Origin of the sequence: Streptomyces sp. NBC_00631, from assembly GCF_045206895.1 — a bacterium.
GTDB lineage: Bacteria > Actinomycetota > Actinomycetes > Streptomycetales > Streptomycetaceae > Streptomyces.
Map to the genome: position 1 here is coordinate 9,332,821 of NZ_CP107734.1, position 19,163 is coordinate 9,351,983.

Consider the following 19,163-nt stretch of genomic DNA (forward strand, 5'->3'; position numbering starts at 1 on the left):
CATGACGACGGCACGACGCCCGGTCGCCGAGGGCCTGTTCACCTGGCCGCCCGACGCCGACAACCCGCCCCGCCTCATCGGCTCCGAGTGCGCCGACTGCGGCCTGGTGAGCTTCCCGGCCGCCCCCGACTGCGTGCGGTGTGCGAGCACGGAGTCGAAGGAACGCCTGCTCGCCGACCGCGGGACGCTGTGGACGTACACCACCCAGGACTTCCGGCCGCCGTCCCCGCCGTACGACGGCCCCGAGGCCTTCGAGCCCTACGCGGTCGGCTACGTCGAACTCCCCGGCGAACTGCTGGTCGAGGCCCGCCTCACCGAACCCGACCCGCGCAAGCTCCGTATCGGCCGGCCCATGCGGCTGACGCTCGTGCCCTACACCGTGCAGGACGACGGCACCGAGGTCCTCACGTTCGCGTTCACCCCGGACGAGGAGGCGACACCGTGACCGAGGCCGTCATCATCGGCGTGGGGCTCCACCCCTTCGGGCGGTTCCCCGGAAAGCCCGCACTGGACATGGGCGCGGACGCGGTACGGCTCGCGCTCGCCGACGCGGGCGTGAACTGGCCGCAGATACAGGGCGGTTACATCGGCAGCTACGAGGTCGCCAATCCTGACGCCATCGTGGGACGGCTCGGCCTGACCGGTGTGCCGCTGCGCGGCGTGTTCAACGGCTGCGCCACGGCCGGTACGGCGATCGCGCTCGCGGCCCGTGCCATCGAGACCGGCGAGCACGACCTGACCATCGCCATCGGCCTGGACAAGCACCCGCGCGGCGCCTTCGCGGCCGATCCGTCCGTGGCCGGCATCCCCTCCTGGTACGGGCAGACCGGCCTTTTCCTGACCACGCACTTCTTCGGCATGAAGATCAACCGCTATATGCACGAGTACGGCATCTCCCACGAGACGCTCGCCCGCGTGGCCGCCAAGAACTTCGCCAACGCGGCCGTCAACGACAAGGCCTGGCGCCGTACCCCGCTCTCGGTGGCCGAGATCCTCGCCTCGCCGGTCCTCAACTACCCGCTTCGCCAGTACATGTACTGCGGCCCGGACGAGGGCGCGGCGGCGATCGTGCTGTGCCGGGCCGACCAGGCGCACAAGTACACCGGAAAGCCCGTACGGATCCGCTCCACCGCTCTGCGCAGCCGCAGGCTCGGTGCCTTCGAGGTGCAGAGCCCGTCGTTCCCGGTGGGCGAACCGGTGGCGAGCCCGACCGTGGACGCCTCACGCGCGGCATACGAACTCGCGGGTGTCGGCCCGGAGGACGTCGACGTCGCACAGCTCCAGGACACCGACGCCGGGTCGGAGATCATCCACATGGCGGAGAACGGCCTCTGCAAGGACGGCGAACAGGAGCGTCTCATCGCCGAGGGCGCCACCGAGATCGGCGGCCCGCTCCCGGTCAACACCGACGGCGGCCTGCTCGGCAACGGGGAGCCCATCGGCGCGTCCGGACTGCGCCAGATCCACGAGGTCGTCCTCCAACTACGCGGCGCGGCCGGCACCCGGCAGATCCCGGGCACCCCCCGCGTCGGCTACACCCACCTGTACGGCGCGCCGGGCGTGTCGGCGGTGACGATCCTCTCGACCTGAAAGCACTGGGGACTTCGCAATGGGTTCGCTCCACGAAACGCAGGACACGCAGGACTTCGCCGCCGAGGTGCGCCGCTTCCTCGACGCGCACGCGGCGAAGTCCCTCGACCGTGCCGCCGCCCCCTGGGGCGAGGGCGACGACTCGATGGCGTACTTCAGCAGCCTCCCGCCCGAGGAGGAGGCGGAGCAGGTGCGGCGGGCGCGTGCCTGGCAGCGGATCCGCCACGAGAACGGCTTCGGCTGGATCACCGGCCCGCCCGAGTACGGCGGCCGGGGCCTGACCTCCGTCCATGACCTGCTCTACGACAGTATCGAGGCCGAGTACGACGTCCCGGACACCGGCGTGCTCGGCGTGATCGGCCTCGGCATGATCGGGCCGACGATCCTCGCCCACGCCCAACCCGGCATCAAGGAACGCTGGTTGCCCGCGATGTACCGTGGGGACGCCATCGCCTGCCAGCTGTTCAGCGAGCCCGGCGCCGGATCCGACCTGGCGAGTGTGGCGACCCGGGCCGTCCGTGAGGGCGAGGACTGGGTGCTGAACGGGCAGAAGGTGTGGACGTCCGTCGCCCAGCACAGCGAGATCGGCCTCGCGCTGACCCGGACGAACCCCGACGCGCCCAAGCACCACGGCATCACGGCCTTCCTCGTCCCCATGGACGCCCCCGGCGTCGAGGTCCGCCCGCTGCGGCAGATGACCGGCGGCGCCGACTTCAACGAGGTCTTCCTCACCGACGTCCGCATCCCCGACGACCACCGCGTCGGCGAGGTCGACGGCGGCTGGACCGTCGCCCTGACCACTCTGATGAACGAGCGCGACACCGTCGGCAGCGAGGGCGCGGGGCCGGTGGACGCAGCCCTGTCCCCCGATCACCTCTCGGCGCTCATGCGCGCCACCTGGACCTGGGACGACCGCGCCCTGCGCGGACGCCTCGCCGAGATCCTCGTGGACACGATGGCCACCGGCTACCTCAACGAGCGTGCGCAGCGCACTCTGCGGGCGGGGATCACACCCGGCCCCGAGAGGTCCGTCGCCAAGCTGATGTACGGACAGAACCTCACCCGGGCCGCCCACTTCGTGTCCGAGTGCCTCGGCCCCCGCATCATCGCCGACACCGGCCGCTGGGGCACCTATTCCTGGTCCGAACTCCTGCTGGCCACACCGGCGTTGCGCATCCTCGGCGGTACCGAGGAGATCATGAAGAACATCCTCGCGGAACGCGTCCTCAGCCTGCCGAAGGAGGCACGCGCATGATCGCCGACGAGCGCGAGTTGAGAGAACTCCGGTCATCCGTCAGGGAGTTCATGGAGGCCAAAGCACCGGAAGAGGCCGTGCGCAAGCTCATGGAGAGTGAGCCGCACTTCGACCCCGAGGTGTGGGCGCAGGCGGCCGACCAGCTACGGCTGCCGGGCCTGGCCATCCCCGAGGAGTACGGCGGCGACGGCTTCGGCCTCGTCGAACTCGGCGTGGTCCTGGAGGAGATGGGCCGCGCCCTGTTCTGCGCACCCTTCTTCGCCACCGTCCTTCTGGCCGCCCAGGCCCTGCTGGCCTCGGGCGACAAGGACGCCTGCGCGCGTCACCTGCCCGGCATTGCCGCCGGACGTACCACGGCCACCCTCGCCGTCGCCGAGGACGACGGCTCCTGGGACCCCGCGCTGATCACCGTGCGCGCGGTGCCGGACGGGGACGGCGGCTGGCGGCTGACCGGCCGCAAGTGCTTCGTCATCGACGGCACGACGGCGGATCTGGTCCTGGTCGTCGCCCGTACCGTCGCCGGTCCGTCGCTGTTCGCCGTCGACCGGTCGGCTGCCGGACTGTCGGCCGAGCCGCTCGAAACCCTTGACGCCACGCGGGCCATGGCCCGGCTGGCGTTCGACTCCACGCCCGCGACCCTGGTCGGCACGGACGGCGCGGGCGGACGCGTCATGGCCCGGGTCCTGGACGTGGCCTCCGTCGGACTGGCCGCCGAGCAGACCGGCGGGGCCCGCCGTTGCCTGGAGACGAGCGCGGAGTACGCGCGCACCCGGCACCAGTTCGGCCGGCCGATCGGCAGCTTCCAGGCGGTCAAACACAAGTGCGCGGACATGCTCGTCCAGGTCTCACTCGCCGAGGCCGCGTCACGGGAGGCGGCGCTGCTGGCTGCACAGGACGCCACCAACTTCCCGGTCGCCGCGGCTGTTGCACACGCGTGCTGCTCACGGGCGTACATGTTCGCGGCCATGGAGAACATCCAGGTCCACGGCGGCATCGGCTTCACCTGGGAGCATCCGGCCCATCTGTACTTCCGGCGCGCCAAGGCCTCGCAACTGCTGTTCGGCGGGCCGGCCGTGTACCACGAGCGGCTGCTGGACCGGCTCGGGATCTGACGGCGGCTGCGACGGGACCGGTGTCAGGAAGGCCCACACCTGGTTGCTGCTCCCCGCGCATCCGAACCCCTGCACCCGCTGGCCGTCCTGGCCGGAGGCGGCCGCCCCCCGCGTCCAGGCAGAAGCCGTCCGGGACGCTGACCAGCGTCCGGCCGCCGTTCGGGCCCGCGGCGCCGAACCTCCACCGCTGCGCGGGCAGTCCGTCACAGCTCCGGCCGCGGATGCGCCGGCCGTTCTGGCCGCTGGTGGCGCTGTCGGCGCCCAGGCAGAGGTGACTTCCCTGGCTGACGGCGGAGTACTGGGCGGGCTGCGCCGGCACGGGGTACAGCGCCCACTTCTGCCCGGCGGCGCCGGTGCACCCCCAGACCTGGATGTCCGAGCTGTTCGCACCGGCGGTGAGGCACCTGGCGATGTCGACGGCGTTGACGCTCTCGGTCACGGTGACCGCGCCGGGCCGCAGCGGACCGCGGGCCACGCTGTACAGGAGCTTCTCGGTCCCTGAGTCGACCTTGCCGGTCACGGTGATCCCGGCCTCGGTCTGGAAGGCCCGGACCGCGGCGAGGGCCGCCGCGCCGAAGCGTCCGTCGACCGTGACGTACAGGCCGTAGCCGTTGAGAAGGTTCTGCAGGGCCGTGACGCAAGCGCCCCGGGACCCCGAGGCGATCTGGTCGGGGCAGGCCGCGGACCGGATGTCCGAGACCGTGGTCTGCGCGTGGGCGCGTTGGTCGCCGGCTCCGCCCCGCGGTGCGAAGCCGGGATCGCAGAGGCGGTCGGATTGGCGCTCGCCGTGGACGAGGTGCTGGGCGGCGAGGTCGGGCTGTGGGCCGGGGCGTCGGCTCCGGCTCAGCCGCGTGCCGCGTCGCCCAGCAGCGCCTTCGCGATGATGACCTGCTGGATCTGGCTGGTGCCCTCGTAGATGCGGAACAGCCGGGCGTCACGGTAGAAGCGCTCGACGGCGACCCCGCGCATGTAGCCCGCCCCGCCGTGGATCTGCACGGCGCGGTCCGCCACGCGCCAGACCATCTCGCTGGCGAAGTACTTCGTACAGGACGGGCCGATCTTGGTGTCGGTACCGGCGTCGAAGGCCCGTGCGGCCTCCAGGACCGTGGCCCGGCCCGCGTAGTAGTCGGTCATCGAGTCGGCGATCAGACCCTGGACGAGCTGGAACGAACCGATGAGCCTGCCGGACTGGCGGCGCGTGCGGGCGTATGCGACCGACTCGTCGACCAGGCGTTCCGCCATGCCCACGCAGAGGGAGGAGATGTGCACCCTGCCGTGCGCGATACAGCCCATCGCGGTGGCGAAGCCGCGGTTCAGGCCGTCCTCACCGCCGACGAGGGCAGTGGCCGGTACACGTACGTCGTCGAAGTACACGTCCGCGGTCCAGGCGCCGAACTGGCCCATCTTGTGGTCCCGGGGCGCCACGGTCAGCCCCTTGGTGCCGGCCGGGACCAGGAAGGTCGAGATGCCGCGAGTGCGCGGCGCGTCGGGGTCGGTGCGGGCGAAGACCATGAAGACGTCGGCGACCGGGGCGTTGGTGATGTACCGCTTGGCGCCGTTGATCACCCACTCGTCCCCGTCCGGGTGGGCGCGTGTCGTCAGCGTGGAGGGGTCCGAACCGGCCTCGGGTTCGGTGAGCGCGAACGACGCCAGTACGTCACCGGAGGCGATCCTCGGCAGCCACTCGGCCTTCTGCTCCGCCGTGCCGCCGACCATCAGGACGTGTCCGGCGATGCCGTTGTTCGTGCCGAACATCGAGCGCAACGACGGTGTCGTGTATCCGAGTTCGAACATCAACTGGGCCTCTTCGTACATCGACAGACCCAGCCCGCCGTACTCCTCGGGCAGTGCGAAGCCGAACAGCCCCATCTTCCTGGCCGCCTCGCGGACGTCCGCGGGCATCTCGTCCTTCTCGTCTATCTCTGCCTCAAGCGGCATGACGCGTTCCCGGACGAAACGCCGGACCTCGGACAGCACCGCGCTGAAGTCAGCGGCGTCCATATCGACTCCCTTGCCTAGTGATGCCCAGTGATGCCTAGTGATCCGCCTGTGTCCCGTCCGGCTCGCGCGCCGGCCGGTAGCAGAGGGCCAGCAGCGCTGCCGCGCTCGCCGTGCCGAGTCCTGCCGCCAGCAACGCGGGGCCCACGCCCGCGCGTTGCCTGCGCAGCAGCCCGTCGAGGGAGTACCTGCCGTTGCCCAGGCCCGCCAGGGCGACGGCCGCACCGCCCACGACGCCGACGTACTCCCAGCCGCCCTTGAAGACGAAGAAGCCCTTGCCCCGGTGGTCGGTGCGCGCCGCCACGGTCATCAGACCGACGGCGGCCGCCGCGGGGAGGGGACCGGCCACGCCCAGGGCGATGCCGACGCCCGCCGCCAGCTCCGTCCCGGCCGCCATCCGGGCGTGCACCTCGGCCGGTCGCAGTCCGAGCGCCTCGAACCAGCCCGTGGTGCCCTTGAGCCCGCCCGGTCCGGCGACCTTGTTCCAGCCGTGGGCGACGAGCATCGGGCCGAGCGTGGCCCGCAGCACGAGGGCGGCGAGGTCATGCCCCGCGGTCCTCACTGGCCCGCTCCGGTGGCCCGGCCGGCGGGCGCGGCACCGTACAACTGCGGTACCGCCTCGACGAGTTCGTCGTAGGTGAGGGCCTTGCCTGACTCGCTGGGGTGGACCGCGGCCACGGTCCAGCCCTGGAGCCGGTTCAGCCGGTTGCCCTCGATGCGCAGGACCTGCCCGGTCAGCCAGGCCGCGTCGTCGGAGGCGAGGTAGACGACGACGCCGGAGGCGTTGGCGGGGTCGCGCGGATCGAAGCCGTCGGCGGGCAGCAGGGACGCGCCGACGTCCAGTCCGTCCGTCATCCGGGTGGCCGCGATCGGCGAGATGGCGTTCGCGGTGACGCCGTAACGGCGCATCTCCAGGGAGGTGAGGACGGTGAGCCCGGCTATCCCGGCCTTCGCGGCACCGTAGTTGGACTGCCCCTGATTGCCGAACAGGCCCGTCCCGGACGTCGTGTTGATGACCCGTCCGGCGACCCGCTCACCACGCTTGGACGCCTCGCGCCAGTATGCGCAGGCGTGCCGGGTGAGGGCGAAGGTGCCCTTCAGATGCACCGCGATCACGGCGTCGAACTCGGCCTCGGTCATCGAGAACAGCATGCGGTCGCGCACGATCCCGGCGTTGTTGACGACGACGTCCAGCCGTCCGAACTCGGCGACCGTGTCCGCCACCATCGCCTCCGTGGCCGCCCAGTCCGTGACCGACCCGTGGTTGGCGACCGCCCTGCCGCCCAGCTCGGTGATCTCCGCCACCACCTCGTCGGCGGGGGAGTCACCGGTCCGCTCGCCGTGCACGCCCGAGCCGAGGTCGTTCACCACCACGGTCGCGCCGGCCTCGGCGAGCGCCAGACAGTGCGCCCGGCCGAGGCCTCTGCCGCCGCCGGTCACGATGGCGACCTTGTCGTCGAGAATGCCCACGTCCTGCCTCCTTTGCGATTGAGTCGGGTCAGTCGAGTTCACGGAGTACGTCGTCGGTGTGCTCGCCGAGGGCGGGAGCGCCGGAGCGCGGCTTGTCGTCCACGCCCCAGAAGCTCACCGGGGTCGCCACCGTCCTGAGCGGTGGCCCGTCGCCCATGCCGGGCTGCTCGACGAACGCCCCGACGGCCTCGGCCTGCGGGTCCGCGGAGACCTCCGCCAGGGTCTGCACCGGCGCCCACCACACGCCTTCGGCGTTGAACCGGGCCGCCCACTCCTCCAACGGACGTTTCGCGAACTCCTCGTCGAACACGGCGATGAGCTCGCGCACGTGGCCCCGGCGGGCCCTGCCCGTCGCGAACCGCTCGTCCGTCGCCAGGTCCGGGCGGCCGAGCGCGTCGACGACGCCGGGCCAGTGCCGGTTGCCCTCCAGGCCCACCAGCCAGAACCACCGGTCGTCGGCGGCCCGGTAGCAGTTGTAGAGCGGGGACTCGTGCTCGGTGCGGGGGCGGGTGCGGCCGCGTCTGCCGAAGAAGTTCTGCAGGGCGAGGTCGTTGCCGTTGGCGTACGTACCGGAGCGCAGCAGCGAGACGTCCACCACGCCGCCCTCGCCGGTGCGCGCCCGGCGCAGCAGCGCGGCCAGCACGCCAGCCACCAGGTTGGCGGCGGCCGTGCGGTCGCCGAGTCCGGGCCGGATGCCTGGCGGCGGCTCGCCGGCCGGGTTGAGCATGGCGGCGATGCCGGGCCGGGCCCAGAAGGCGGAGACGTCGTATCCGGCCCGGTCGCGTTCGGCCCCCGACCAGCCGTAACCCGTCAGCGTGCCCACGACCAGATGGGGATGGCGGGCGCGCAGCTCGTCCGGGGCCAGGCCCAGCCGCTCCAGGGCGCCGGGGCGGAGGTTGGTGACGAAGACGTCGGCGCGTGCGAGCAGCCGTTCCAGAACGTGCTTGCCGTCCGGCGAGCGCAGGTCGAGGACGATTCCGCGCTTGCCGCGGTTGTCGGTCTCGAACGGGGGTGCGCTGTCGATGTCCTGGCCGACGTGCTTGAGCGTGTACCGGTTGGGGTCCCCGGTGGGTGCCTCCACCTTCACGACGTCGGCGCCCCAGTCCGCGAGCATGGTGGCCGCGGCCGGGGCGGCCACCCACATGCCCAGCTCGACGACGGAAATGCCTTCCAGGGGCCGCACGGCCCACCTCCAGATCTGTCGGGTCGGTCGGCTACGCGCCGCGGAACTCGCCCGGGCGCCGTTCCCGGAAGGCCCTGAGCCCCTCGGCCCGGTCCTCGGTGGAGAACAGCACGGTGACGGTCTCCCGCTCGTAGGCGATCGCCGTCTCCAGGTCCATGCCGGGCCCGTGGTGGATCAGCCGCTTGCCCGCGGCGATTGCGAGGGGTGCCCCGGCCGTGAGCGCGCCGGCCAGTTTCTCGGCGGCGGCGAGTGCGCCGCCGGGTTCGGCCAGTTCGTTGACCAGCCCGAGCCGCCAGGCGCGTTCCGCGTCGATCGGTTCGCCGGTGAGGATCATCTGCCTGGCGATCGCCGGTGGCAGCAGGCGCGGGAGCCGCTGGGTACCGCCCGCGCCGGGCAGGACGCCCAGCTTCATCTCGGGCAGACCGAGCTTGGCGCCGCGCTCCGCCACCCGCAGGTCACAGGCGAGCGCCAGCTCCAGTCCGCCGCCGAAGGCGAACCCGTGAACGGCCGCGACCGACGGTTTGGGGAACTCCTCCAGCAGTGCGTACGCCTCGGTCAGCCGCCCCACGAAGGCCCGGAACTGCCCGGGGGAGGTGAACGACTCGATCTCGCCCAGGTCGGCGCCGGCCGAGAAGGCACGGCCCGCTCCGGCCACGACCAGCGCGCGTACGTCGTCGTCGTCACGGACGTCGTCCAGCGCCTGGGCGAGCAGGTCCACGGTCTCCGAGCCGACGGCGTTGAGCCGCTCCGGCCGGTCGAGGGTCAACACGGCGATCCGGTCCCGGAGTTCGACACGCAGCACGGTGCCCACCTCAGACCATCGTCAGGCCGCCGCTGACCGAGAGCGTCTGCCCGGTCAGGTAGGCGGCGTCGTCGGACACGAGGAAGGCCACCGCACCGGCGATCTCGCCGGGCTGCGCGACCCGGCGCAGCGGGATGGCCCGGACGGTCGCGTCGTACATCTTCTGGCTGTACTCGGCGACCTGGCCGAGCAGCGCGGTGTCGGTCGGACCGGGACAGACGCTGTTCACGGTGATGCCGTGCCGGGCGACCTCGCGGGCGAGGGCCTTGCCGAAGGCGATGACGCCGCCCTTCGTCGCGGAGTAGACGACCTCGCCGGAGGAGCCGACGCGGCCTGCGTCCGAGGCGATGTGGACGATCCTGCCGAAGCCGCGCTCGATCATCGGGTCGAGCACCGCCCGGGTCATCGTGATCGTCCCGCGCAGGTTGACGGCGATGATCCGGTCCCAGGTCTCCTCGTCGCTGTCGACGAACCGGCCGATGACATCGACGGCCGCGTTGTTCACCAGTACGTCCACCGGGCCGAGTTCGGCCGCCACCCGCTCCACGGCCGCATGCACGGCCGCGCGGTCGGAGATGTCCGCGCCGACACCGGCCGCGCGCACCCCGTACCGCTCCGCGAGCCGTGCCGCCACCTTGTCCGCGGCTTCGGGGTCCAGGTCGCAGACGGCGACCGCGGCTCCCCGGCCGGCGAGCCGGTCGGCGATCGCCTCGCCGATGCCGCGCCCCGCTCCGGTGACGAGCGCCACCTTGTCCCGTACGCTCACGCGCCCTCCCTGTCCCGGCACCAAAAACAGCGCTATCGTATAACTACTTCAGCTAAATAAGCGAGATGCAGAGTATGTGAGACGCAGGAGTGGAGTCGAGATGCGCCGTACGATCTTCGCCGAGGAGCACGACCTGTTCCGCGAGACCGCCCGCTCCTACTACCTGCGGGAATGCGTCCCGTACAGCGCGGAGTGGGAGCGCGACGGGCAGGTCGGCCGCGCCGCCTGGGCGGCGGCGGGGAAGGCCGGGCTGATCGGCTGGGAGTTCCCGGAGGAGTACGGCGGGCAGGGTGTCCGGGACTTCCGCTACAACGCCGTCATGGCGGAGGAGATGGCCGCCACCGGCGCCGTCGGTATCGGGCTCGGCCTCCAGAACGACGTGATCCCGCCCTACCTCATGAACCTGACCACCCCGGAGCAGAAGGCCCGCTGGCTGCCCGGAGTGATCGCCGGCGAGACCATCTGCGCGCTCGCCCTGTCGGAGCCGGCTGCCGGGTCAGACCTCAAGGGCATGCGCACCACCGCCCGCCGGGACGGCGACGAGTGGGTGATCGACGGCTCCAAGACCTTCATCACCAACGGCATCCTGGCCGACCTCGTCATCGTCGCCTGCAAGACCGACCCGGCGGCCGGGCACAAGGGCATCAGCCTGATCGTCGTCGAGCGCGGCGCCGAGGGCTTCGAGCGCGGACGCAAGCTCGACAAGGTCGGGATGAAGGCCCAGGACACCGCCGAGCTCTTCTTCCACGAGGTCCGCGTCCCCGCCGAGAACCTGATCGGCCAGGAGGGGAGCGGTTTCTACCACATGATGGGCAACCTCCCCACCGAGCGGCTCGCCATCGCCGTCGCCGCGCTCGCCTCCGCGCAGCGGGCCTTCGACGTGACCCTTGAGTACGCCAGGACCCGCACCGCCTTCGGGCAGCCGATCGGTGGGTTCCAGGCCAACCGGTTCGCCCTCGCCGACATCAAGGCCAGGCTCAGTGCCGCGCGGGTCTATGTCGACGGCTGCATCATGGCCCTGGTCCAGGGCGAGTTGACGGCCGAGGAGGCCGCCGCGGCCAAGTACTGGACCACGGAGACCGGCTGGGCGGTCATCGACCGCTGTATGCAGCTCTTCGGCGGCTACGGCTACGTCAACGAGTACGAGATCGCCCGCATCTGGCGCGACAGCCGGGTGCAGCGGGTGTTCGGCGGCACCTCGGAGATCATGCAGGAGATCGTCGGGCGGTCGCTGGGGCTGTGAGGAGCGTTCCCGGGAGCGGGGGCCATTGATTGGTTCGGCTAAATAGGTTATCTATTTAAGCTGTACGGACTGCAGCGTAGTGGGCTCCAGGAGGCACCGTGGTCACGGTCGACGTGAAGCTGCACCAGGAACGCGCCGAACGGGATCTGCCGCGCCCCCGGCTCGTCATCGGCGGCAAGGACCTCCACGACACCAGCGGCGGCCTGTACGAGCACGTCAACCCCGCCACCGGACTCGTCCAGGCGCTCGTCCCGCTCGCCGGGCCCGCCGAGGTGGACCGGGCCGTGGCCGCCGCACGGCAGGCCTTCGAGGTCTGGGGGCCCATGCGGCCCGCCGAGCGGCGCCGCCTGCTCACCCGCTTCGCACAGCTCATCCGCGACCACATCGAGGACTTCGCGGCGATCTGCCCGCTGGAGAACGGCGTCTGCATCGGCGGCTGGGCGGAGAACGTCGGACCGCACGTCGCCGAGTGGACCGAGTACTACGCCGGCTGGGCCGACAAGATCGAGGGCGTGGTCGGCGCCGCCTACAGCCCGCACGAGAACGTCGAGTACACCCTCGCCGAGCCCTACGGCGTCATCGGCCACATCATCACCTGGAACTCGCCGGCGCTCTCCCTGGCGATGAAGGTCCCGCCGTCGCTCGCCGCCGGGAACACCGTGGTGATCAAGCCGGCCGAGACGACGCCGTACTCCGCCCTGCTCTTCGCCGACCTGGCGCGCGAGGCGGGCATCCCCGACGGTGTGATCAACGTCGTCACCGGACTCGGTGACGCCGGAGCCGCCCTCGTGACCCACCCCGGCGTGGACAAGATCTCCTTCACCGGCGGGCCCGCCACCGCGCGCCGCATCATGGCGGCCGCCGCCCAGAGCCTCAAACCCGTCCTGTTCGAGCTGGGCGGCAAGTCCGCCAACCTGCTCTTCGCCGACACCGACCTCGACACCGTCGTGCCCTACTGCGCGGCCTTCGCCCTGAGCAACACCGGCCAGGGCTGTGCGCTGCCCACCCGCCTGCTGGTCGAGCGCCCGGTCTACGACGAGGTCGTCGCGCGCGTCACCGGAGTCGTCGCCCACCTGCCCGTGGGCGACCCGCTCGACCCGTCGACCTACATCGGCCCTCTCGTCAACGCAGCAGCCCGCGACCGCGTCCAGGACGTGATCGAGCAGGCGGTCGAGGGCGGCGCCGGACGCCTCGTCCTCGGCGGTGAACGCATCGAGTCCGACGGCTACTTCGTCTCCCCGGCCGTCTTCGCCGATGTCGACAACCGCAGCGGCCTCGCCCAGCGGGAGATCTTCGGCCCGGTCCTCGCCATCATGCCGTTCGACACGGAGGACGAGGCCGTCGCCCTCGCCAACGACACCGAGTACGGCCTGTCCGCCTACATCCAGTCCCGCGACATCGCCCGCGTCAACCGCCTGGTGCCCCGCCTGAGGGCCGGGACGGTCTACGTCAACCCCGGCCCGAACCCGATCACTTCTCCTGCCACACCCTTCGGCGGCGTCGGCCTCAGCGGGTTCGGACGAGAAGGCGGCAGGGCCGGGCTGGAGGAGTTCATCCACGTGAAGGGCGTCGGCGTTGCCCGCGTCTGACGAGAACCCACAGGAGCGATCGACCGTGAATCCCGCCCGCAGCCTGACGTTCGGCGACCTCATCCGTGAGCACCGCAGGTCCTATCCCGACGGCGTCGCCCTCGTCGACGGCGACATCCGGCTGACCTGGCCGCAGCTCGACGAGCGCACCGACCGGCTCGCCCACGCCCTCACCGACGCCGGGGTCGGACCCGGCGACCGCATCCTGTGGCTGGGCCAGAACTCCTTCCGCATCTGGGAGCTGCTCGGCGCCGCAGCCAAGATCGGCGCCATGGTCTGCCCGGGATACTGGCGCTGGGCCGCGCCCGAAATGGCCTTCGCCGTGGAGGACTTCGACCCCCGGGTCGTGGTCTGGCAGGACGAGGAGATCGGCGACACCGTCCGCAAGGCACGGGCCGAACTGGGCGCCGACCACGGGGCGTTGTGGCTCCAGCACGACACCGAGGGCCCCGGCTCGTACGAGGCCTTCCTGGCCTCCGCCGCACCCGAGGCCCCGACCGCCCACGTCGACCCCGACTCCGCACTCCTGGTCATCTACACCGCGGCGATCTCCGGACGGCAGTCCGGCTCGATGCTCTCGCACCGCAACCTCCTCGCCATGGGCGCGAGCGCCGCCTGGATGGGGGACATCGGCACGGAGACCGCCTTCCTCGGCGCCGGACCGATGTTCCACATCGGCAACTACCAGTTCTGGGGGGTCCCCGCCTTCGTCCACGGCGGCAAGAACGTGATCGTGCGCCGCGTCGTCGCCGAGGAACTCCTCCCGCTGCTGGCGGCCGAACAGTGCACCCACGCCTACCTGATGCCGCCCACCATCGCCCAGCTCGTCGCGCTGAACCACGAAGCCGGGCACGACCTCTCCCACCTGAGGGCCAGCGTCGCCGCCCCACTGTGGCAGGGCACCGTCCCCACGGACACCAGCCGCTTCACCCGCAACGGCGGTGGCGAGGGCCGCGGATACGGCCAGACCGAGGTGACCGGCTTCGCCGTGACCGGTGCCTACGGCGGCAGCGGTCTCGGCAACGCGGGACGGCCCGGCCCCTTCACCGCCGTACGCGTCCTCGACGAGCAGGGTGAGGAGTGCGAGGTCGGGGAGATCTGCGTCCGCGGCGATCTCGTGCACCTCGGCTACTGGAACCGGCCCGAGACCAATGAGGAACGCTTCCGCTTCGGCTGGTGGCACACCACCGACCTCGGCCGGCGCGAGAGCGACGGCACGATCAGCTTCCTCGGCACGACGACCCGCATGCTCAAGTCGGCCGCCGAGAACATCTTCCCGGCCGAGGTCGAGAACTGCATCGAAGCGCACCCCGCGGTGAAGGAGGCCGCCGTGATCGGCGTGCCCAACGAACGCTGGGCGCAGGACGTCAAGGCGGTCGTCGTACTGCACCAGGACGCCGGGCCGGTCACCGCGGCGGACATCGTCGAGCACTGCCGGGCGCGGATCGCCTCGTACAAGAAGCCGAAGACGGTGGAGTTCATCGACGCCCTGCCGCGCACGAAGGACCACGCGAAGGACTACGAGGCGCTCGACGGGCGCTTCGGCGGAGGCGGCTATCCCGGTGGCGACACACTCGGCGCCGGACGATGAACCCCGGGGACCGTCGCCGGCCCGTCGTCGTCGGCGTGCACGCCACCGAGCAGGCGCTGTCACTTCCGCACCGCGACGCCATGGACCTGGCCCTCGACGCGGTACAGGGCGCGATCGCCGATGCCGGGCTGACCCCGGCGGACGTCGACGGCGCCCAGGTCGACTGGCCCGGCCCGGGGGGCGTCCCCGGCGAGGGCAGCTCCTGGGCGCGCATGCTCGGCCGGGACCTGCGCTGGACCAGCGACTCGATGCTCGACAACGCGGGCTCGCGGGGCCTGCTGAAAGCGGCTGCGGCGGTCCGGGCCGGATTCGCCGACACCGTCGTGGTCGGCGGCTGCAAGCTGGTCTCGCGTGGCACGGGCCCCGTCGGCGCGGGCGTACCGCTGGAGTTCGCCGACGTGTGGGGCAGCTACGTCGTCGCCCAGTTCGCGCTGGTGGCCGCCAGGCACATGCACGAGTACGGAACCACCTCCCGCCAGCTCGCGGAGGTCGCCGCCACCATCCGGAACAACGGCACCACCAACCCGGAGGCGATGATGTACGGGCGCGGCCCGTACACCGCCGAGGACGTGCTCGCCTCACGCCCGGTGGCCACCCCGCTCCACCTGCTGGACTGCTGCATCGTAGGAGAGGGCGGCGCGGCACTCGTCGTCACCACCGCCGAACGGGCCCGGGACCTGCCGCAGCCGCCCGTCGCCGTACTCGGCGGCGGCATGGAGTACCACCAGGCCGCGTACGCCAACCCCGCGCTCCACCGGGAGGTCGGCCAACTCGGCCGGGACGCCGCCACACGCGCGTACGCCATGGCCGGCGTGACCCCGCACGACGTGGACGTCTTCTCCCTCTACGACCCGAACTCCTTCGAGATCATCAGACAGTTGGAGATCCTCGGGCTGTGCGGGGAAGGAGAGGGCGGGCCCCTGGCGGCCGGCGGCGCCATCGCCGTCGGCGGCAAGCATCCCGTCAACCCGGACGGCGGCTGTCTGTCGTACGCGTGGAACGGAACCCAGCAGATGACACTCAAAGTCGTCGAGGCGGTACGGCAGTTGCGCGGCACGGCCGTGCACCAGGTCGAGGGCGCGGAGCTGGCGGTCGTCGGCAACGCCGGCTCAGGAGCGCAGCACTACGAGATGAGCGTGCTGGGGAGGCAGCGATGAGCAGGCCCGTCCCCGTCCCCACCGCGCTGTCCCGGCCGTTCTGGGACGCGGCCCGGCGCGGCGAACTGGTCGTCCCGCACTGCCCGGCCTGCGGCCTGCGCTTCTTCGTCCCCGAGCCGGCCTGTCCCGGCTGCCTGTCACGGGACTGGCAGTACGCACCGAGCGCCGGCCGGGGGACCGTCTACTCGGTGACGGTCGTGCACCGCGCGCCCGGCCCCGGCTTCGAGACCCCCTTCGCACTGGCCGTCGTCGACCTCGACGACGGGGGCACCCTGCTGACGCACGTCGACGCGGGCGCCCCCGACGACGTCGTCATCGGTCTGCGCGTCCGCGTGGACTTCCGCGCCCTCACCGACGAGATCGCGCTGCCGTACTTCGTACCGGAGAACACCCACTGAGGGCGGAGGTGGGCGCCGTGGCGAACACGCCGGTACGCGTCCCCAAGATGGCCGAGCTGGTGGCGGCCCGGCTGCGTCGGATGATCGTGCGCGGCGAACTGGCCGAGGGGGACGCGCTGCCGTCCGAGACCGCGCTCATGGAGGAGTTCGCGGTGTCCAGGCCGACCCTGCGCGAGGCGTTCCGGGTGCTGGAGTCCGAGTCGCTGATCAGCGTGCGCCGGGGCGCCCGGGGCGGGGCTCGGGTGCAGGTCCCGGAAGGCACCGTGGCCGCCCGCTACGCCGGCGTGGTGCTGGAGTACCGGGGCACGACCCTCAAGGACGTGTACGACGCCCGTACCGTGATCGAGGCGCCGTGCGCCGGTCTGCTGGCCGAGCGGCGCACGGACGAGGACCTGTCGCGGCTGCGGGCCGCCGTCGCCGGGGCCGAGCGGCTCATGGACGACCCGCCGGCCTTCATCCGCGCCCATATGGAGTTCCACGCCCTCGTCGTCGAACTGGCGGGCAACGAGACGCTCGGCGTCCTCAACGGCATGGTCCGGCACATCATCGACCAGGCGAACTGGTCCCACGTCGACCTGGACGCCGGCAGTCCCGAGAACATCCGGGCCAACCGCCGGGGCTTCCGCGCCCACGGCGCGCTCGTCGACCTGGTCGCCGCGCGCAGCGCCGAGGCCGCCGAGCAGCTGTGGCGCCTGCACCTCCAGGAGGCCGAGGACTATCTGCTGCGGAGCGGGTCCATGACCACAGTCCTGGACCTGCTCGGCTGACCGGTGAGCCGTCGCCCACCGCTCGCACGGGTTGATCGGCCGGCTCCTGCGCGGGCCCGTCCGGTCAGCTCTCGCGCAGCTCCCGCACGATCGGCTCCCACACCTCGGCGTCGATCTCGTAGGCGGTGTAGAAGGACACCCGGTCGACGAGTGCGCCGTACCGGCGCCGGATCTCGCCCGCGACCCGCTCCGGCTCCGCCACCACCGCGAAGGTGTTCAGGACCTCGTCGTCGATGAGGCGGCTCATCGCCTCCCACTTGTCCTCGCGGGCCGCCTTCGACAACGCGAGCAGCTCGTCGCCGAGTTCACCCCAGCCGTGCAGTTCCAGCACACCCCGGTAGGCGGGCGTGCTGCCGTAGAAGGCGATCTGCTGCCGGGTGCCGGCCACCGCGCGGGCCATCTCCTCCTCGGTGCGGCCGGTCGCGGTCAGCAGCAGATGGGAGACGGAGAAGTCCGCGCGGGTGCGGCCCGACGCCTTCAGCCCCGCCTCGACGGTCGGCAGGGTGACCTCGCGCAGATACCGCTCCGTGGTGAAGCCGTGCGCGAGCAGCCCGTCCGCCACCTCGCCCGCCACCCGCGTCATCCCCTCCCCGACGGCGGCCACGAAGACCCTCGGTGCCCCGCCGGTCGCGGGCGGCGGGGAGAAGAACGGGGACATCAGGGTGTGCGAGTAGAAGTCGCCGCGGAAGTCGAGCCGTTCGCCCTGGTTCCAGGCGGCCCAGATCGCGCGCAGCGCGCTGACGTACTCCCGCATCCGGGCCGCCGGCCTGCCCCACGGCATGGCGAAACGCCGCTCGATGTGCGGCTTGATCTGACTGCCGAGGCCGAGCGTGAACCGCCCCCCGCTGTACTCCTGCAGGTCATGTGCGGTGTAGGCGAGTTGCATGGGGGAGCGCGCGAAGGCCACCGCGATGGCGGTGCCCACCTCCAGCCGGTCGGTGTGCTCGGCGGCCAGCAGCAGCGGCAGGAACGGGTCGTGCTTGGACTCCGAGGCCCACAGCCCGTCGTAGCCGGCCTTCTCGTGGTGCCGGGCTTCCGCCACGACCTTCGCGGTGCTCCACACGTTGAGCTTGCCGTCGACCTTCATACCGCTCCCTCGACCGAGACTGTGTCGGTGTCCGTGTCCAATCCGATGCGCTGTGCCAGCAGTTCGCGGTGGTACGCGGGGTCGCCGAACAGCAGCTGCGATGTCTTGGCCCGCTTCAGGTACAGGTGGGCCGGGTGCTCCCAGGTGAAGCCGATGCCGCCGTGGACCTGGATGTTCTCCGCCGTCGCCTGCAGACAGGCGTCGGAGCAGAACGCCTTGGCCAGGCTCGCCACGGCGGGCAGGTCCGGGGCCGCGCTCTCGGCCGCGAGCAGCGCGTAGTGCGCGGCGGCGCGCGCCGACTCCACTTCGAGGAGGACGTCGGCCAGGAGGTGCTTGACGGCCTGGAAGGAGCCGATGGGCCGCCCGAACTGGTGCCGCACCTTGGCGTACTCCACCGCCATGTCGAGCGCCCGGGAGGCCACCCCGACCTGCTCGGCGGCCAGTGCCACGGCGGCCCGGTCGAGGACCTGCGTGACCAGGTCCCAGCCGTCGCCGTGCGTGCGCAACCGGGCCGCCGGTACGTCGTGGTAGTCGAGGCGTGCCTGCCGGCGGGTGGGGTCCATCGTGGGCAGCGGCGCGCGGGTCAGCCCGGGTGCGTCGCCCTCGACCAGGAAGACGCCGATTCCGTCGTCGGTCCGGGCCACGGTGAGGACGACATCGGCGGCCGCGCCGTCGAGGACGAACATCTTGTGTCCGGTGAGCCACCAACGTCCGGCGGACTCGCGGGCGGTGAGCCGTACTCCGGGCGCGTCCCAGCGGGCGGAGTCCTCGGTCAGGGCCAGCGTCGCGACGAGCTCGCCGGCGGCCAGGCCCGGCAGCAGCCGTGTGCGGGCCTCCTCGTCGGCGGAGCACAGCAGTGTGGTCGTGGCCAGGACGGCCGAGGACAGGAAGGGCGCGCACAGCAGCGCGCGGCCCATCTCCTCCATGGCCACGCCCACTTCGACCGGCCCGCACCCGGCGCCGCCGTACTCCTCGGGGACGGCCAGCCCCTGCAGGCCCAGCTCCGTGCCCATCCGGCGCCACAGTGCCCGGTCGAAGCCCTCCGGGGTCTCCATCAGGCGCCGCACCTCGGTCTCGGGCGAGGTGGCCGCCAGGAACGCCCGCACCGTGCGCCCCAGTTCTTCCTGCTCCTCGCTGAACGCGAAGTCCATCCGG

19 protein-coding genes are annotated in these 19,163 nt (G+C 71.9%); 10 read left to right on the forward strand and 9 right to left on the reverse strand.

Annotated elements, in window-relative coordinates:
• The first annotated feature begins 1 nt into the window (after position 1).
• From OHB00_RS42345 to OHB00_RS42360, 4 genes are read left to right on the forward strand one after another with little or no spacing between them, the layout of a single operon-like run.
• Positions 2 to 445: a Zn-ribbon domain-containing OB-fold protein gene (locus OHB00_RS42345; RefSeq protein WP_406443107.1), complete on the forward strand. Its 444-nt coding sequence runs from the start codon at positions 2 to 4 to the stop codon at positions 443 to 445.
• Entirely contained in the window at positions 442 to 1,590 is a 1,149-nt protein-coding gene (locus OHB00_RS42350; protein WP_406443109.1) for a thiolase family protein, read from the forward strand. The genes OHB00_RS42345 and OHB00_RS42350 overlap by 4 nt, the downstream gene beginning before the upstream one ends.
• A 19-nt stretch (positions 1,591 to 1,609) precedes the next feature.
• Positions 1,610 to 2,845 carry an acyl-CoA dehydrogenase family protein gene (locus OHB00_RS42355; RefSeq protein WP_406443110.1) on the forward strand — a complete coding sequence of 412 codons (1,236 nt, stop codon included), beginning with the start codon at positions 1,610 to 1,612 and terminating at the stop codon, positions 2,843 to 2,845.
• Positions 2,842 to 3,957 (forward strand): acyl-CoA dehydrogenase family protein, encoded by a 1,116-nt coding sequence (locus tag OHB00_RS42360; protein ID WP_406443111.1) that lies wholly within the window; start codon positions 2,842 to 2,844, stop codon positions 3,955 to 3,957. The genes OHB00_RS42355 and OHB00_RS42360 overlap by 4 nt, the downstream gene beginning before the upstream one ends.
• Here the strand turns inward: OHB00_RS42360 and OHB00_RS42365 are convergent.
• The 7 genes from OHB00_RS42365 to OHB00_RS42395 are packed head-to-tail and all read right to left on the reverse strand — an operon-like array spanning position 3,845 to position 10,176.
• Entirely contained in the window at positions 3,845 to 4,804 is a 960-nt protein-coding gene (locus OHB00_RS42365) for a peptidoglycan-binding protein (protein WP_406446216.1), read from the reverse strand. The genes OHB00_RS42360 and OHB00_RS42365 overlap by 113 nt on opposite strands.
• Positions 4,801 to 5,958 carry an acyl-CoA dehydrogenase family protein gene (locus tag OHB00_RS42370; protein WP_406443113.1) on the reverse strand — a complete coding sequence of 386 codons (1,158 nt, stop codon included), beginning with the start codon at positions 5,956 to 5,958 and terminating at the stop codon, positions 4,801 to 4,803. The genes OHB00_RS42365 and OHB00_RS42370 overlap by 4 nt, the downstream gene beginning before the upstream one ends.
• A 34-nt stretch (positions 5,959 to 5,992) precedes the next feature.
• The gene (locus OHB00_RS42375; protein WP_406443115.1) at positions 5,993 to 6,517 is read right to left on the reverse strand and encodes a DoxX family protein; all 525 of its coding nucleotides are present in this window, start codon (positions 6,515 to 6,517) and stop codon (positions 5,993 to 5,995) included.
• On the reverse strand, positions 6,514 to 7,425 hold the full coding sequence (locus OHB00_RS42380) for an SDR family NAD(P)-dependent oxidoreductase (RefSeq protein WP_406443117.1): 912 nt from the start codon (positions 7,423 to 7,425) through the stop codon (positions 6,514 to 6,516). Before OHB00_RS42380 ends, OHB00_RS42375 begins: the two co-directional genes overlap by 4 nt.
• A gap of 28 nt (positions 7,426 to 7,453) precedes the next feature.
• The gene (locus OHB00_RS42385; protein WP_406443119.1) at positions 7,454 to 8,608 is read right to left on the reverse strand and encodes a CaiB/BaiF CoA transferase family protein; all 1,155 of its coding nucleotides are present in this window, start codon (positions 8,606 to 8,608) and stop codon (positions 7,454 to 7,456) included.
• A 31-nt stretch (positions 8,609 to 8,639) separates the two neighbouring features.
• On the reverse strand, positions 8,640 to 9,410 hold the full coding sequence (locus OHB00_RS42390) for an enoyl-CoA hydratase/isomerase family protein (protein WP_406443121.1): 771 nt from the start codon (positions 9,408 to 9,410) through the stop codon (positions 8,640 to 8,642).
• A gap of 10 nt (positions 9,411 to 9,420) precedes the next feature.
• Positions 9,421 to 10,176 carry an SDR family NAD(P)-dependent oxidoreductase gene (locus tag OHB00_RS42395; RefSeq protein ID WP_406443123.1) on the reverse strand — a complete coding sequence of 252 codons (756 nt, stop codon included), beginning with the start codon at positions 10,174 to 10,176 and terminating at the stop codon, positions 9,421 to 9,423.
• 100 nt (positions 10,177 to 10,276) lie between these two features.
• On the opposite strand from OHB00_RS42395, the gene OHB00_RS42400 reads away from it, so the two are divergent.
• From OHB00_RS42400 to OHB00_RS42425, 6 genes are all read left to right on the forward strand, one after another.
• Positions 10,277 to 11,419, forward strand: coding sequence for an acyl-CoA dehydrogenase family protein (locus OHB00_RS42400; RefSeq protein ID WP_406443125.1), 1,143 nt, complete (start codon positions 10,277 to 10,279; stop codon positions 11,417 to 11,419).
• A gap of 98 nt (positions 11,420 to 11,517) precedes the next feature.
• On the forward strand, positions 11,518 to 13,008 hold the full coding sequence (locus tag OHB00_RS42405) for an aldehyde dehydrogenase family protein (RefSeq protein WP_406443127.1): 1,491 nt from the start codon (positions 11,518 to 11,520) through the stop codon (positions 13,006 to 13,008).
• 25 nt (positions 13,009 to 13,033) lie between these two features.
• Entirely contained in the window at positions 13,034 to 14,599 is a 1,566-nt protein-coding gene (locus OHB00_RS42410; RefSeq protein ID WP_406443128.1) for an AMP-binding protein, read from the forward strand.
• Positions 14,596 to 15,756, forward strand: a complete 1,161-nt coding sequence (locus OHB00_RS42415) for a thiolase family protein (protein WP_406443129.1) — start codon at positions 14,596 to 14,598, stop codon at positions 15,754 to 15,756. Before OHB00_RS42410 ends, OHB00_RS42415 begins: the two co-directional genes overlap by 4 nt.
• Entirely contained in the window at positions 15,753 to 16,154 is a 402-nt protein-coding gene (locus OHB00_RS42420; RefSeq protein WP_406443131.1) for a Zn-ribbon domain-containing OB-fold protein, read from the forward strand. Before OHB00_RS42415 ends, OHB00_RS42420 begins: the two co-directional genes overlap by 4 nt.
• Before the next feature lie 17 nt (positions 16,155 to 16,171).
• Positions 16,172 to 16,921: a FadR/GntR family transcriptional regulator gene (locus tag OHB00_RS42425; protein WP_406443133.1), complete on the forward strand. Its 750-nt coding sequence runs from the start codon at positions 16,172 to 16,174 to the stop codon at positions 16,919 to 16,921.
• 64 nt (positions 16,922 to 16,985) lie between these two features.
• On the opposite strand, the gene OHB00_RS42430 is transcribed toward OHB00_RS42425, so the two are convergent.
• Both OHB00_RS42430 and OHB00_RS42435 read right to left on the reverse strand, forming a co-directional pair.
• Positions 16,986 to 18,008 (reverse strand): LLM class F420-dependent oxidoreductase, encoded by a 1,023-nt coding sequence (locus OHB00_RS42430; protein ID WP_406443135.1) that lies wholly within the window; start codon positions 18,006 to 18,008, stop codon positions 16,986 to 16,988.
• The gene (locus OHB00_RS42435) at positions 18,005 to 19,159 is read right to left on the reverse strand and encodes an acyl-CoA dehydrogenase family protein (protein ID WP_406443136.1); all 1,155 of its coding nucleotides are present in this window, start codon (positions 19,157 to 19,159) and stop codon (positions 18,005 to 18,007) included. Before OHB00_RS42435 ends, OHB00_RS42430 begins: the two co-directional genes overlap by 4 nt.
• Positions 19,160 to 19,163: the final 4 nt, after the last annotated feature.